This is a genomic window from Caulobacter sp. BP25, assembly GCF_002737755.1.
Taxonomy (GTDB): Bacteria; Pseudomonadota; Alphaproteobacteria; order Caulobacterales; family Caulobacteraceae; genus Caulobacter.
This window is the reverse complement of record NZ_PEGH01000020.1, coordinates 77,253-91,346: the sequence shown is the minus strand read 5'-3', so window position 1 is coordinate 91,346 and position 14,094 is coordinate 77,253. Positions and strand designations below refer to the sequence as shown.

Here is a 14,094-nt window from a genome sequence, read left to right as displayed (position 1 = left end):
GCGTAGAGCGGGGTCGGGGTGAGGGATTTCAGGGGGTTAGGTGTGGGAAGAGGTGGGGGTTAGCCCTGTCTCAGCTCCGCGAAGAAGTCTTCCAGCAACGTCGTGCGCTCGCGATACGGCGCGTGCCTGGCGAAGTGCGCGGTGACATCCGTGATGATCTGTTCGACAGGCCGGGCGTCTTCCGTCGAGTTCGCGGCCCAGGCGCGGCCAGGATGCAGGGTGTCCCAAGGCGAACGCTTATTGGCGCGCGTGGTGGCGCTGTCGCCGTGCTTGCCCAGGCCGTAGAGCAGGTTCGTCTCGTTGTTCCAGATCGGCTTGAACAGGTGGATCAGGTAGTCTTCCGCCGCCGTCTCCCAGCCCGACTGAACGACGAGGTAGCGGGCGTCGAAGTCCGCGACATCCAAGGTGCTGATGGCCTTGGCGATGTTCTTTCGGTGCTCGTTCAAGCGTACGGCGAGCCGAGGGCCTTGGTCCCGCGCGGTGTGCGCCCCCTGGTTGCTAGGAGCGGCCTGGCCGACATAGATCGGCGTCTCCGTACCCGATAGCGACGCGTAGAGCGGGTAGGGACCACGATAGTAGATCGCATAGACGCCGGACCCATAGAACTGCCCCACGGCGTTCAAGGGAATGCGGTCCTGCGCCACCAACGCCAGGGCCGTGAAGCGGCCGATGACCTTGGGGTTGCTGGGATCGAAGATCGAGCGCGGCATGGCGATCGGATCGAGCCGCCGCAGAGCCGCTTCCAGCGTCTCGATGACCACCCGCAGTTCGTGATCGACCTTGCGACGCGAGGCGGGCGAGAACGGCGCGCTATCGGCGAGGCTGGTCAGCGCGGCGACGCGCTCGCGCAGGCCGGCGATCTCTTGGTCGAGGGAAATCGGTTTGCTCACGCCGCGTAGCGTAACTTCCGCGCGACGTCCTTGCCAATCACCTCCGCGAGGCGAACCGGCACGGCGTTGCCCAGTTGGCGCATCACCTCGCTCCAGGCTCCGTGGAAGATGAAGCTGTCGGGGAAGGTTTGCAGGCGCGCGCTCTCGCGCACCGAGAAATAGCGCACCGAGCCGTCGGGCCGCGCCAGCATGTTCTCCCCGCCGGGCACGCCATGGACGCCGGCCTTCAAGGTCTTGGCGGGCTCGTCCAGCGGGCTGCCGGTGTGTCCGGGATAGGACCGGGCGCCCGGCTGGAAGCGGTGATAGGCGATCTTGGCCGCCGCGTCGGGCTCGAACTCGGGATCGGGCAGGTCGGCGATCGCGTCGCGCACCGTGCGCCAGGCGATCTCGGTCGGCTTGTCCTTCAGCGCGCGGGCGCGAGCGGGCGCGTCGGAGGCGTCCGGCCGGGCCCGCTTGGCCACCTTGTGCGCGTCCCAATAATCGCCCGAGCGATACTGCGCCCACAGCAGGGCCTCGGCCGAGTGGGTGGCGGTGGGGAACGACCATTCCAGGTCCAGATCGTCGCGAAAGCCCACGAAGATCACCCGCTCGCGCTTTTGCGGCACGCCATAGTCGGCAGCGTTCAGCACCCGGGCGACCACGCGATAGGCCAGGCCGTCGCGCGCGCCGCGCAGGTGATGCTCCTCCAGCCGCGACAGGTGCTCGGACCAGTCCTCGTCCGGACGGGCGACGACCTCCGGGTGCTCCAACTGCAGCCGGATATATTCGAAGTAGTTGCGGAAGCTGGCGCGGGTCAGGCCCTTGACGTTCTCGAACACGAAGGCCCGGGGCCGTGTCTCGCGCACCGCGCGGATTGCGTGGGGGAACATGTCGCGGGTGTCGTCGTAGGCGCGGTGCTTGCCGCCCAGCGAGAACGGCTGGCAGGGCGGCCCGCCCGAGACCAGATCAACCTTGCCCTCAAGCCCCCGGAAGTCGACATGGCGCACGTCGCCCTCGACCTGCGGCCAGCCGGCCATGGGCGAGGCCTTGCTGGCGCGGTTCTCGGCGATGGTCTCGCGGCAATAGCGGTTCCACTCGACCACCTTGGCCGGCTTGAACCCCGCCCGGCAGAGACCGATCCCCAGTCCCCCGGCGCCCGCGAACAGTTCGATCGACTTCATGAGTACCAGGATGTTCTAATTTCGTTCTCAAGAAAAGCCTCGTCCTTGAGCCCGCATTCCCAAAGGACGAGGGCCCGCCAGCCGAGGGCTTCCAGTTCCGCCCGCTGGCGAAGATCGCGGGGGCGACTCCCGTCCAGCTTGAGGCGCTAGGACTCGTGCCGTGATTTGGGCGGGGGCGCTAGGTGTGGGGGGATCGGGCCGTGGACGTGGGGCAGGGGAATTGGTGCACTGTCACTGTAATTCCAGTCCATCGTTGAGGGTACGGGCTTCGCGAGATGGCCGCAATCGATGGGCAAATCTGGAGCCGCTAAATTCGCGCTCTCTCTTCGTTGCATTTTCCCAGCGTTGTAGCGGCAGGTAGCGATCGGCTAGGCCGAGTTGCCGTCGTCCGTAATGATTGATTGCGCCCTACGCTTCTAGCGAGGCGGGTAAGCTACTAGCCAATGCCAACCGCAAAGCTATGCTGCATCGGCACACGCAGATTGATAGGGCACATGTCAGATATAACCCAGCAGTCGCTATGGCTTGCAGCTTTCGAGCCTTGTGAAAATGGTGCTCACTCTGAGGCGCGCCAGCGGCTCCGTGGGAGTCTACTGCGAATGAGGGAGGCGGTCGCCTCGCTAATCACGACAATACCCGCCGACTGCAAAGATTTGACTGTTCATGACGTCAGTCACTTGGATGCGCTCTGGGAAATGGCAAGTACGATTGCCGGCCCGGAGTATGATCTAAATCCAACCGAGGCGTTTGTGCTTGGAGCGGCAATACTGCTGCACGACGCTGGAATGTCTGCGGCAGCGTTTCCAGGTGGGCTCAACGAAATTAAGCAAACTACCGAGTGGGGAGATGTGGCCGCCGCCACAATCAGGCAGGCCGGGATAGATCCAACGGAGGAGCTAATAAATTCCCCTCCGAATGATCTATTGCCCAGAATCAAGTTTGAGGTCTTGCGTCTGCTGCATGCATCTCAAGCTGAGAAGATGGCTACGGCAAAATGGAGCTTGGGTGGTGATCTTGTATATCTAATTGAAGATCTTGAATTGAGGCAGGCCCTGGGCGGTACTATAGGGCGGATAGCTTATAGCCATCATTGGGATATTGAGCGCATTGTCGATGAGTTGGTCGATAACGTGGGGGCTCCTGTATTTTTACCGCCCGAATGGTCGGTGAGTGAGCGTAAAGTTGCCTGTTTGTTGAGGTGTGCTGATGCCGCCCACATAGATCGTCGTCGAGCGCCTTCAATTCTATACGCTTCAACGCGACCGTCTGGTGTCTCAGACACACATTGGAGCGCGCAGAATAAGATCAACAAGCCGGCCGTGCGGGGCGGGGTTCTTATATATAGTTCTGGTCAATCTTACGGCCCGGAGGATGCAGACGCCTGGTGGTTGACTTATGATTTGATCAGAATGATCGATGGGGAAATACGATCTTCGAATGCCATGTTGGAAGATATCGGATTCCCCTCGTTTTCTGTCTCACGAGTTCTGGGGGCGGATAGTCCGAGATCGCTTTCTAAGCATATACGTGTTGATGGTTGGCGTCCGGTAGATACCGAGGTGAAGGTTTCGGACCCGGTGCACTTGGCTGAAACGCTAGGTGGCCATCACCTCTACGGTCGCGATACGCTCGCGCCCGTTCGCGAACTCTTACAGAATGCGGCGGATGCGGTGCGCGCTAGGCGCAAGCTGGAGGGGCGTGAACGAGATTGGGGGAGCATTAGGGTAACTATCGAGCCTGATCCTCCTGGTTCTGAGAGTGGCTGGTTGCACGTAGACGACAACGGGATCGGGATGACCGAGCGTGTTCTGTGCGGGCCTCTCATAGATTTTGGAAAATCCATATGGAATTCGTCACTGCTTAGGGAAGAGTTTCCTGGTCTTCAAAGAAGCGGAATGGTGCCTATAGGGAAATTCGGCATCGGCTTTTTCTCCATATTTGAGCTTGGGAAGATCGTAAAAGTCATCAGCAGGCACTTCGAGGGGGCCGTTAGTGACGCGAAGGTGTTGGATTTTAGGGCGTTGAACGCGCGTCCTATCCTGCGGCCGGCAAGGCCGGGGGAGCTGCCGAAGGATTTTAGTACGAGAGTTTCTGTTCGTATAAGTAATGTCGACGAGAAGTTTGCGCAAAAGGTAAGGAATTCGCCTCTAAGAGGGTACTCCGAGAGAAAATTTGAGAACGCTGTTTTGCGCCTTATCTCGATGCTTGATGTTAAGGTTGAGTATAATGACAAGATAAGTGGCGCTTCATTTCTTCATGATCCTAACGTATATGAAGTGAATCCCCATACATTTATAGATGAGGTTTATGCTGATGTTCCCGAAAGGGAGCGCAATATGCTGAAGGCCGCTCACGCCGCCCTCATGTCGCCCATGGAAGGTGAAGATGGCAGGAGATATGGTCGTGCTGCCATACTGGTTCTTGAAGTTGATCAGCGCGAATATCGGAGGCAATTCAGAGGTCTGGGCGCTGTAAGTGTCGGGGGCTTCCTCTACGCAGATGGGCGCGGAATCTCCACTGAGTATGTTGGCGTCGTTGATGGCACTACTGACCAAGCGTCGCGCCAGATAGCTATGTCCAGTATTCCGGAAGCTGTCATCGCAGGTTGGGCGACGAGGCAGGCTCAGCTTATCGATCAGAATAAGTTTTTAAAGGGGCAGCTTCTGAAGATCTGTGAGCGTATTGTTCAGGCTGGAGGGGATCCGGGAAGTCTACCATATTGCTTTACTTCCCAAGGGTTCACGGCATATGGATCTGCTTTGGCGATGGTTGGTTCGCTAAATATTGTGAGAATTCCTCTTTACCTGGAGTATTCTGCCCGCTTCAAGATATTAAATTTCTCTGATCTGGGGCCAACCTATTTCGAGCTTCCGCTTCAAAATGATGTAATAGTTATAAGTGGTGCAGATTCAAAACTTATTGATGAGGATTTGGCGAGAAGAATCACAAAGGAGGGGCGCTCCGATATCTTGTTGTCGGACATCAGCGACAATGGCCTTTCCTGGATGACGCTCTTGAAGCTTCTGCATACGGCGTGGGGCGGAGAGCCCTTGGTCTCGATCGAAAGTTCTCAGATTTTTGAGGCCAATGTTCACTCACCCCCCGCTACAAGGTGGAGCCTCAAGTTAGTGCGCCCTGGCACTTGCTGATGATGTTGGCGTCGGAACCTTGAATTAGCGGAGCGGTTGGTTCGTCCGGTGTGATTGCCATTATTGGTTGGCAAGGGCACCTCCTTCTATTTCGGGGTGATCGGACTAAGGCTCGCGTTGCTAAGAGCTCTAAGCCCCAAACAAAGCCCCCGCCAGTCTCCCGGCGGGGGCGCTCACAACTCTACGATCCGGCGCTAACCGCCCCGATCAATCCTCGTCCATCTTCAGCGCGGCGATGAAGGCTTCCTGCGGAATCTCGACCTTGCCGAACTGGCGCATGCGCTTCTTGCCGGCCTTTTGCTTGTCCAGCAGCTTGCGCTTGCGGCTGGCGTCGCCGCCGTAGCACTTGGCGGTCACGTCCTTGCGCAGGGCGCGGACGGTTTCGCGGGCGATGATGCGGCCGCCGATGGCGGCCTGGATCGGGATGACGAACATGTGCTGGGGGATGAGCTCCTTCATCTTCTCGCACATGCCCCGGCCGCGGCTCTCGGCGCGGTCGCGGTGGACCAGCATCGACAGGGCGTCGACGGGCTCGGCGTTGACCAGGATCGACATCTTGACCAGGTCGCCGACGCGGTAGTCGTCTAGCTGGTAGTCGAAGCTGGCATAGCCCTTCGAGATCGACTTCAGGCGATCATAGAAGTCGAACACCACCTCGTTCAGCGGCAGGTCGTAGACGACCATGGCGCGGCTGCCGACATAGGACAGCTCGCGCTGCTGGCCGCGACGGTCCTGGCACAGCTTGATCACGCCGCCCAGGAACTCGTCGGGTGTGAAGATCGTGGCCTTGATCCACGGCTCGGCTATGTTCTCGATCTGCATGACGTCCGGCAGGTCGGCCGGATTGTGCAGCTCGATCTCTTCGCCGTTGCGCATGTGGATCTTGTAGACGACCGACGGGGCGGTCGCGATCAGATCAAGGTCGAACTCGCGCGACAGGCGCTCCTGGATGATCTCCAGGTGCAGCAGGCCCAGGAACCCGCAGCGGAAGCCAAAGCCGAGGGCGGCGCTGCTCTCCATCTCGTAGGTGAAGCTGGCGTCGTTCAGGCGCAGCTTGCCGACGGCGGCGCGCAGGTCCTCGAAGTCGGCGGCGTCGACCGGGAAGAGGCCGCAGAACACGACCGGGACCACTTCCTTGAAGCCCTTGAGGGCTTCGGCGGTGGGCTTCTTCTCGTCGGTGATGGTGTCGCCGACGGCGGCGTCGGCCACTTCCTTGATGCTGGCGGTGAAGAAGCCGACCTCGCCGGGGCCAAGCTCCGCGACGTCGGTGGCCTTGGGCGTGAAGACGCCGACCTTGTCGATGCGGTGGGTGGCGCCGGTCTGCATCATGCGGACCTGCTGGCCGGCCTTCAGCGTGCCGTTGAAGATGCGGACCAGGACGACGACGCCGAGGTAGGCGTCGTACCAGGCGTCGACCAGCAGGGCTTTGAGCGGGGCGTCGCGCTCGCCCTTGGGCGGGGGCAGGCGGGTGACGATGGCTTCCAGCACGTCGGGGATGCCGATGCCGGTCTTGGCCGAGCACTCGACGGCGTCGGAGGCGTCCAGGCCGATGACGTCCTCGATCTGGGCCTTGACGCGGTCGACGTCGGCGGCGGGCAAATCAACCTTGTTCAGGACCGGGACGATCTCGTGGTTGTTGTCGATGGCCTGGTAGACGTTGGCCAGGGTCTGGGCTTCCACGCCCTGGCTGGCGTCGACGACCAGGATCGAGCCTTCGCAGGCGGCCAGGCTGCGGCTGACCTCGTAGGCGAAGTCGACGTGGCCGGGGGTGTCCATCAGGTTGAGGATGTAGGTCTCGCCGTCATTGGCCTTGTAGGTCAGGCGCACGGTCTGCGCCTTGATGGTGATCCCGCGCTCCTTCTCGATGTCCATGTTGTCCAGCACCTGCGCGCTCATCTCGCGCGCGGTGAGGCCGCCGGTGGTCTGGATCAGCCGGTCGGACAGCGTGGACTTGCCGTGGTCAATGTGCGCAACGATTGAGAAGTTGCGGATCCGGTCGAGGGGCGTCGAAGTCATGCCGCAGCCTCTAGCACATTTGGCCCGCTTCGCGAGGGGGCGCGCGTCGCGAGGCGAACTGTCATGCTTAACCGCGCGTTAAGTTTGGGGCCGCAAACCCGTCTCAATGGCTTGCAACAGTGTTGCAAAGTAACCGACCTGGAGGCCCATACATGGACCGTCGCAAGCTGATCCTTTCCGGCGCCGCCGCCGGCCTGACCGCCTCGGCGACAGACGCGCTCGCGCGCCAAGCCAATCCGACGCCGGCGGGGGCGGGCGGCCCGAACTTCCAAACGGGCGGCGCCTCGACCTATTCACGCGACGAGATGGTCCGCGCCACGTCGGACTTCCTGGGCGTCACGGCCGAGAGCGCGGGCGCGGCGATCGAGCGCGTGTTCAAGGAGAAGGGCCAGCCGACGGGCTACATCGCCGGCGAGGAAGGCTCGGGCGCGATCGGGGTCGGCCTGCGCTACGGCCGGGGCCTGCTCTATATGAAGGGCCGTCCGACCATGGAGGTCTTCTGGCAGGGCCCGTCGGTGGGCTGGGACTGGGGCGGCAACGCCAGCCGCGTCTTCACCCTGTGCTATAACCTGCAGTATCCAGACGCGCTTTTCCGCCGCTTCCCCGGTGTCGAGGGCAGCGCCTACCTGATCGGCGGTCTTGGCGTGAACTACCAAAAGGCCGACGACATCGCCCTGGCGCCAATCCGCGCCGGCGTGGGTCTGCGCCTGGGCGCGAACGTCGGCTATCTGGGCTACAGCCGCAAGCGTCGCACGCTGCCGTTCTAAGCTTCGAAGGCTCTCCCGCCGCGCGGGAGAGCCTGGGCGCTTCAGTGCTTGGCCACCTTGGCGCTCAGCCAGTCCATCACGGCCAGCAGCACGCCCGACACCACGAAGGACAGGTGAACCATCACCAGCCAGAACAGGCGCACCTGATCCACGGTCTGGCCAGGCTCGGTCAGTTTCAGAAAGGCCTTGAGCAGGGCGATCGCCGAGATCGCCACGATCGAGGCGATCAGTTTCATCTTCAGGCCCGAGAAGTCGACCGTGCCCATCCATTCAGGCCGATCCTCGTGGCTGGCCGTGTCGATCTTGGAGACGAAGTTCTCGTAGCCAGACAATATGACGATCACCAGCAGGTTGGCGGCCAGCGACAGGTCGATCAGCGTCAGCGCCATCAGGATGGCGTCCTCGGGCTTCATGGCCAGCAAGCCGGGCAGCTCGTGCGCTAGTTCCTGGAAGAAGACGACGATCAGCGCCGCCAAGGCGACGACCAGCCCCACGTAGAATGGGGCCATCAGCCAGCGCGAGGCGAACAGTCCGCGCTCGAGCCATATTTCCCAAGCTGGTTTCTTCATCCACGACCTCCGTGATCGAAGCCAACCTAGCGGGGCCGGCGAGCGAGCGCCAGCACGCCCGATCTACCCGCCCCAGACCTGTTTCAAGCGCGCGTCGCGGCCGCAGCCGAGGCGATAGGCGTTGTAGTTGGCCGCGTTCCGCTTGGCGTAGTCGCGGTGGTATTCCTCGGCCGGGTAGAAGGTCTGCAGCGGCAGGATCTGGGCTTTCATCGTCCCTGTCCTCAGGCGCTTGGCGGCGTCGGCGCGGGATTTCTCGGCGATCGGGCGCTGGGCGGGCGTGACGAAAAGCGCCGGGCGGTAGGAGGGGCCGCGATCGCAGAACTGGCCGCCGTCGTCGGTCGGATCCACCAGCTTCCAGTAGCGGTAGAGCAGGAAGCCGTAGTCCAGTTTGGCGGGGTCGTAGGTCACGCGAACCGCCTCGTAGTGGCCGCTGCGCTCGCTCGTGACGTCGCGATAGGTCGGGTTCTTGACGTGGCCGCCAGTGTAGCCGCTCTCGACCTTCAGCACGCCGGAAATGCCGCCCATGTCGTGCTCCATGCACCAGAAGCAGCCGCCGGCGAACACGGCGGTCTCGGTTTTGGGAGCGCCAGATGGGGGAGCGGCGAGGGCGGGCGCGCCCAGCAGGGCGACGGCGGCGATGAGGAGGGTAAGCAGGCGGCGCATCGTGGTCTCCGAAGGCGAACTCACCTCAGATACGCACGAAACGCTCGATCGGTTACTGCCGCCAGCCGAAACCGACGCCGCGCACCGAGGGACAGGCAGCCAGGCGCGAGGCCAGGGCTTCGGCGCGGGCGTCGCCCTGGTCGTCGATCTCGAGTCTAATGGCCATGTGCTGGCCCTCGGGAGCGGCGGACAGGGCGCGCAGCCGCGCCTGCTGGACCGAGGCCACGCCCAGCACACGCATCAGGGCGTCGGGCGTGTCCTCGGCGGTGACCAGGAAGAGGCGGCGCCTAAGAGAAGCAAAGGTGTCTTCTTCGGGTTTGAGGTCCTCTACGCGCACGGGCGGACCCACTGGTGCTCGACCGAGGCCGAATTCACGCCCGGCCAGGCGGCGAGGTCGCGGGCCAGCAGTCGAGCCGCCTGGTCGCCCAGATGGCGCACGCGCAGCGAGGCTTCGACGATCTGGCCAACAGGCTTCAGGGTCAGGCCGCACAGTTCGGCGCCGCTGTCAGCCAGGCCTTGGCGAACGGCGTCGAGCGCGCTGGGCGCGTCCTGCGCGGCCAGCAGCAATTGGTGCACGGTAACGCCGTCGGCGTCGCTGTGGAAGGCGGGTGGAGAGGGCAGGTAGCTCATCGGTGTGGTCCTTAGGATCTGAGAGACTGGAGGACCGAGGAACCGCGCAACAAAAAACCCCGCTCGTGGGAGCGGGGCTTTTTGGAGATCTTGCGATCCTTCGGCTTTGGGTTTGGTAGGGTTCCCTACCGCTGCTTGCGCCGATTTTGCCCCGTTCGAACTCGCACGGTTTTAATCTGGTTAATCATATTCCACATCGACACCGCGCACGACATCGCAACCACGGCGGCGAGGCCGGTGGTCACGAAAGCGGCGAAGGCGAAGGTCGATTGCATGTAGAAGCGATAACTCCGATTGGCGCTTGTTACAGGTAGCGTGACATTCGCCACCGCGCAAGGTCTCACCCCAAGCAGGGACGTTCGGTCGCGGAGGAGGGCGGGTTTTGCCCTTGGCGAGGCTCGGCGCCTGGAAAGTGGACAATACGGCTTCCTTCTCCCCCTTGCGGGAGAAGGTGGCGCGCAGCGCCGGATGAGGGGTTGAATGCCTCTACAACGAAAAAGGGGCCGCCTGCGCGACCCCTCATCCGTCAGCCTTCGGCTGCCACCTTCTCCCGCAAGGGGAGAAGGAAAATTAAGACCGCAGCTTGCCGCCGGCCTTCTCGGCCGCCGCCACGACCTTGGCCGACAGGGCCTCGATCTCGGCGTCGGTGAGGGTGGCTTCGCGGGGCTGGACCACGATCTCGATCGCGATTGACTTGAAGCCCTCCGGCACGCCGGGGCCTTCATAGACGTCGAACACGCGGGCGGCGGTGATCAGCGCCTTGTCTGCGCCGGCGGCGGCTTTTACCAGATCGCCGGCGGCCTTGGTCTTCTCGACCAGGAAGGCGAAGTCGCGGGTCAGCGGCATCAGGGCCGAGGGCGAGAAGGCCGGACGCGTCTTGACCGACTTCTTCTTCGGCTCGGGAATCGCCTCTAGGGTGATCTCGAAGCCATAGACCGGGCCGGCCACGTCCAGGGCCTTCAGGACAGCCGGGTGGATCTCGCCAAACTCGGCCATCACCGCCTTGGGGCCCAGTTGCAGGCGCGCCGAGCGCCCAGGATGCCACCAGGGCGAGGCCGAGCCTTGCGCCGTCTGCAGCGAGGCGACGGGCGCACCCAGTTCTTCCAGCAGGGCCAGCAGGTCCGCCTTCACACTGAAGACGTCGCCTTGGGCCGACTTGTCCCAACCGCGCGGGGCTTTGGGGACCAGGATCGCCGAGACGACGGTGCGCTGGTCGGCCGGCTTGTCGCCGTGGAAGGTCGGGCCAATCTCGAACAGGGCCGCGTCCGGGAAGCCCTGGCGGCCGTTGCGGCCGACCGCTTCGATCAGGTTGGGCAGCAGCGACGGGCGCATGCAGTCCAGCTCCGAGGCGATCGGATTGGCCAGGACCAGTTCGGCCGCGCCGCCGCCGAACAGTTGCGCGGTCTTGCGGCTGGTGAAGCTGAAGGTCACGGCCTCGGCATAGCCGGCCGCCGCGAGCGCCCGACGCGCGGTGCGAGCGCGGGCCTGCTTGGCGGTCAGGATGCCGCCGACGGCGCGCGGAACTTCCGGCAGCGGTGTCGAGGGCAGGGCGCCGTAGCCGGCGATGCGGGCGACTTCTTCGACGAGGTCGGCCTTGCCCTCCACGTCGCGGCGGAAGGTCGGCGGTATGACGGTCCAGGGCGAGCCCTCTTCGACGTCGAAGCCCAGAGCAACCAGGATCTGGCGCGCGCGATCGGTCGAGACCGACAGGCCCGACAGCTGCTCGACATAGGCCGGGTCGAACACGAAGCCCTTCGGCGCGGCCGGGGCCTCGCCGGCGACGACGATCTCCGACGGCTGGCCGCCGCAAAGCTCCAGGATCAGCTTGGTGGCCAGCTCGATGCCCGGAACGACCGAGCCGGTGTCGACCGTGCGGGCGAAGCGGTACTGAGCGTCGCTGTTGATGCCGGTGGCGCGGCCCGTCTGGGCGATGCGGATCGGTTCGAACCAGGCGCTCTCGATGAAGACGTCGACCGTCTCGTCCGAGCAGCCGGTGCTCTCGCCGCCCATGACGCCGCCCAGGCCGATCGGGCGATCGCCGTGGGCGTCGGCGATCACGCACATCTCGGGCGTCAGCTCGTAGGTCTTACCGTCCAGCGCAATCAGGTGCTCGTCGCCGTGGACGCCATGACGGCCCAGGCGCGTCGAGATCTCCGTCCCCGACAGCTTGGCCGCGTCATAGACGTGCAGCGGCCGGGCGCGGTCGTAGGAGATCAGGTTGGTGACATCCACCAGGGCGTTGATCGGGCGCAGGCCAATAGCGGTCAGGCGATCCTGCAGCCACTTGGGCGAGGGGCCGTTCTTGACGCCCCTGATCAGGCGGCCGGCGAACACCGGGCAGGCCTCGCCGTCCACCTTGACGGTGATCGGGCAGGGGAAGGTTCCCGCGACCGGCGCGATCGACAGGTCTTTGAGCGTGCCCACACCCGCAGCAGCTAGGTCGCGGGCGATGCCGGCGACGCCCAGCCAGTCGGGGCGGTTGGGGGTGACTTCGAAGTCGATGACGGCTTCCAGGCCCAGGGCGTCGACGGCAGGCGTGCCGACCGCCAGGCTATCGGGCAGCTCCATGATGCCGTCGCTCTCGCTAGCGTATTCCAGCTCGGCGGCCGAGCAGAGCATGCCGTTGGAGACGACGCCGCGCACCGGCTTCTCGACCAGGGTGACGTCCAGGCCAGGCACATAGGCGCCGATCGGGGCGTAGATGGTGGTCAGGCCCGCGCGGGCGTTCGGCGCGCCGCAGACGATCTCCTTGCGGCCGTCGACGGTGTCGACTTGGCAGACCTGAAGGCGATCGGCGTTCGGGTGCCGAGCGGCCTCGACGATCTTGCAGACCGTGAACGGGGCCAGCTTGGTCGCCGGATCAATGACGTGCTCGACCTCGAGCCCGGCCATGGTCATGGCCGCGACGATCTCGGGGACGGTGGCGGTGGTCTCAAGGTGATCCTTGAGCCAGGACAGGGTGAATTTCATTTTCGATCTCCAAGCCCCTCCCCCTTGCGGGGAGGGGTTGGGGTTGGGGTGTGTGCTCGGAGGCGGCGGCGTCTCACCCCCACCCCCTGCCCCCTCCCCGCAAGGGGGAGGGGAGGGTTCTTGTCTAGCTCAGCCCAGAAGCCGGGTTCGGCGCGGCAAACGCGCTGAAGCCGTAGTGCGACAGCCAGCGGACGTCCGACGACCACATGTCGCGCAGGTCCGGCATGCCGTATTTCAGCATGCCTAAGCGATCGACGCCCATGCCGAAGGCGAAGCCCTGGTATTCGTCCGGGTCGATGCCGCAGGCGCGCAGGACGTTCGGGTGAACCATGCCGCAGCCCAGGATTTCGAGCCAGCTCGTGCCCTGGCCGATCTTGATCTCGCCGCCCGACCGATCGCACTGCACGTCCATCTCGGCCGACGGCTCGGTGAACGGGAAGTGGTGCGGACGGAACTGGGTCGTGACCGCGTCGGTCTCGAAGAACCGCGCCAGGAAGGTCTCCAGGGTCCACTTCAGGTGACCCATGTGGATGCCCCTGTCGATCACCAAGCCCTCGACCTGGTGGAACACCGGCGTGTGGGTGGCGTCGTTGTCCACGCGATAGGTGCGACCCGGGGCGATGATGCGGATCGGCGGCTGTTGCGACACCATGGTCCGCACCTGCACGGGGCTGGTGTGGGTGCGCAGAAGCATGCGCTCACCGCTCTCCTTCGTGTTGAAGAAGAAGGTGTCGTGCATCTCGCGGGCCGGGTGCTTCTCGGGGAAGTTCAGGGCCGTGAAGTTGTGAAAGTCGTCCTCGATGTCCGGACCTTCGGCGACCGCAAAGCCCATTTCGGCGAAGACCGCGACGATCTCGTCCATGGTCTGCATGGTCGGGTGGACGCTGCCCTTGCGGCGGTAGGGCGCGGGCAAAGAGAGGTCCAGGGTTTCGCTGGCCAGGCGCGCGTCCAGCTCGGCGGCCTCCAGCGCGGCCTTCTTGGCGCTGATGGCCTCGGCGACCTTGTCGCGCAGGGCGTTGATCGCCGCCCCTTGCGTCTTGCGCTCCTCGGGGCTCATCGCGCCCAGGGTTTTCAGGAGGCCCGAGATCGAGCCGGTCTTGCCGACGGCGGCCACGCGGACCGCGTCGAGCGCTTGGAGATCCGAGGCGGCGGCCACCTGGGCCAGCACGTCGGCTTCGAGGGTGTTGAGATCGGTCATGACGGGCATCCGTCTAGAGGATTTGGTCGCGGGGGAGTAGGGGAGCGCGCAGCAAAAAGCCCTCCGGTTCGCACCGGAGGGC

At 63.9% G+C, this 14,094-nt stretch carries 12 protein-coding genes; 2 read left to right on the top strand and 10 right to left on the bottom strand.

Translation table 11 applies throughout. From position 1 onward, the window contains the following. Positions 1 to 59: 59 nt before the first annotated feature. Both CSW59_RS19365 and CSW59_RS19360 read right to left on the bottom strand, forming a co-directional pair. A complete protein-coding gene (locus CSW59_RS19365; protein ID WP_099445607.1) occupies positions 60 to 890 on the bottom strand; it encodes an Eco29kI family restriction endonuclease in 831 nt (276 codons plus the stop codon). Continuing rightward, the gene (locus tag CSW59_RS19360) at positions 887 to 2,050 is read right to left on the bottom strand and encodes a DNA cytosine methyltransferase (protein ID WP_099445606.1); all 1,164 of its coding nucleotides are present in this window, start codon (positions 2,048 to 2,050) and stop codon (positions 887 to 889) included. Before CSW59_RS19360 ends, CSW59_RS19365 begins: the two co-directional genes overlap by 4 nt. 599 nt (positions 2,051 to 2,649) lie before the next feature. Here CSW59_RS19360 and CSW59_RS19355 point away from each other — a divergent pair. Further along, positions 2,650 to 5,199 carry an ATP-binding protein gene (locus CSW59_RS19355; RefSeq protein ID WP_161495075.1) on the top strand — a complete coding sequence of 850 codons (2,550 nt, stop codon included), beginning with the start codon at positions 2,650 to 2,652 and terminating at the stop codon, positions 5,197 to 5,199. Between the two features lie 207 nt (positions 5,200 to 5,406). Here CSW59_RS19355 and lepA read toward each other — a convergent pair whose 3' ends face one another. Next, positions 5,407 to 7,215, bottom strand: a complete 1,809-nt coding sequence (gene lepA, locus CSW59_RS19350; protein ID WP_099445604.1) for a translation elongation factor 4 — start codon at positions 7,213 to 7,215, stop codon at positions 5,407 to 5,409. 152 nt (positions 7,216 to 7,367) lie between these two features. On the opposite strand from lepA, the gene CSW59_RS19345 reads away from it, so the two are divergent. Further along, positions 7,368 to 7,982 (top strand): DUF1134 domain-containing protein, encoded by a 615-nt coding sequence (locus CSW59_RS19345; RefSeq protein WP_099445603.1) that lies wholly within the window; start codon positions 7,368 to 7,370, stop codon positions 7,980 to 7,982. A 41-nt stretch (positions 7,983 to 8,023) separates the two neighbouring features. Here the strand turns inward: CSW59_RS19345 and CSW59_RS19340 are convergent, their stop codons facing one another. The 7 genes from CSW59_RS19340 to pheS form a co-directional block, all read right to left on the bottom strand. Next, positions 8,024 to 8,551 (bottom strand): TIGR00645 family protein, encoded by a 528-nt coding sequence (locus tag CSW59_RS19340; protein WP_099445602.1) that lies wholly within the window; start codon positions 8,549 to 8,551, stop codon positions 8,024 to 8,026. Positions 8,552 to 8,614: 63 nt separating this feature from the next. Then, on the bottom strand, positions 8,615 to 9,214 hold the full coding sequence (gene msrA, locus CSW59_RS19335; RefSeq protein WP_099445601.1) for a peptide-methionine (S)-S-oxide reductase MsrA: 600 nt from the start codon (positions 9,212 to 9,214) through the stop codon (positions 8,615 to 8,617). A gap of 52 nt (positions 9,215 to 9,266) precedes the next feature. Beyond that, positions 9,267 to 9,563 carry a hypothetical protein gene (locus CSW59_RS19330; protein WP_099445600.1) on the bottom strand — a complete coding sequence of 99 codons (297 nt, stop codon included), beginning with the start codon at positions 9,561 to 9,563 and terminating at the stop codon, positions 9,267 to 9,269. Next, the gene (locus CSW59_RS19325; RefSeq protein ID WP_099445599.1) at positions 9,542 to 9,844 is read right to left on the bottom strand and encodes a hypothetical protein; all 303 of its coding nucleotides are present in this window, start codon (positions 9,842 to 9,844) and stop codon (positions 9,542 to 9,544) included. The genes CSW59_RS19330 and CSW59_RS19325 overlap by 22 nt, the downstream gene beginning before the upstream one ends. A gap of 125 nt (positions 9,845 to 9,969) precedes the next feature. Next, the gene (locus CSW59_RS20675; RefSeq protein ID WP_143755022.1) at positions 9,970 to 10,119 is read right to left on the bottom strand and encodes a hypothetical protein; all 150 of its coding nucleotides are present in this window, start codon (positions 10,117 to 10,119) and stop codon (positions 9,970 to 9,972) included. A gap of 295 nt (positions 10,120 to 10,414) precedes the next feature. After that, entirely contained in the window at positions 10,415 to 12,814 is a 2,400-nt protein-coding gene (gene pheT / locus CSW59_RS19320) for a phenylalanine--tRNA ligase subunit beta (protein WP_099445598.1), read from the bottom strand. 124 nt (positions 12,815 to 12,938) lie between these two features. Then, entirely contained in the window at positions 12,939 to 14,012 is a 1,074-nt protein-coding gene (pheS, locus tag CSW59_RS19315) for a phenylalanine--tRNA ligase subunit alpha (protein WP_099445796.1), read from the bottom strand. Positions 14,013 to 14,094 lie beyond the last annotated feature (82 nt).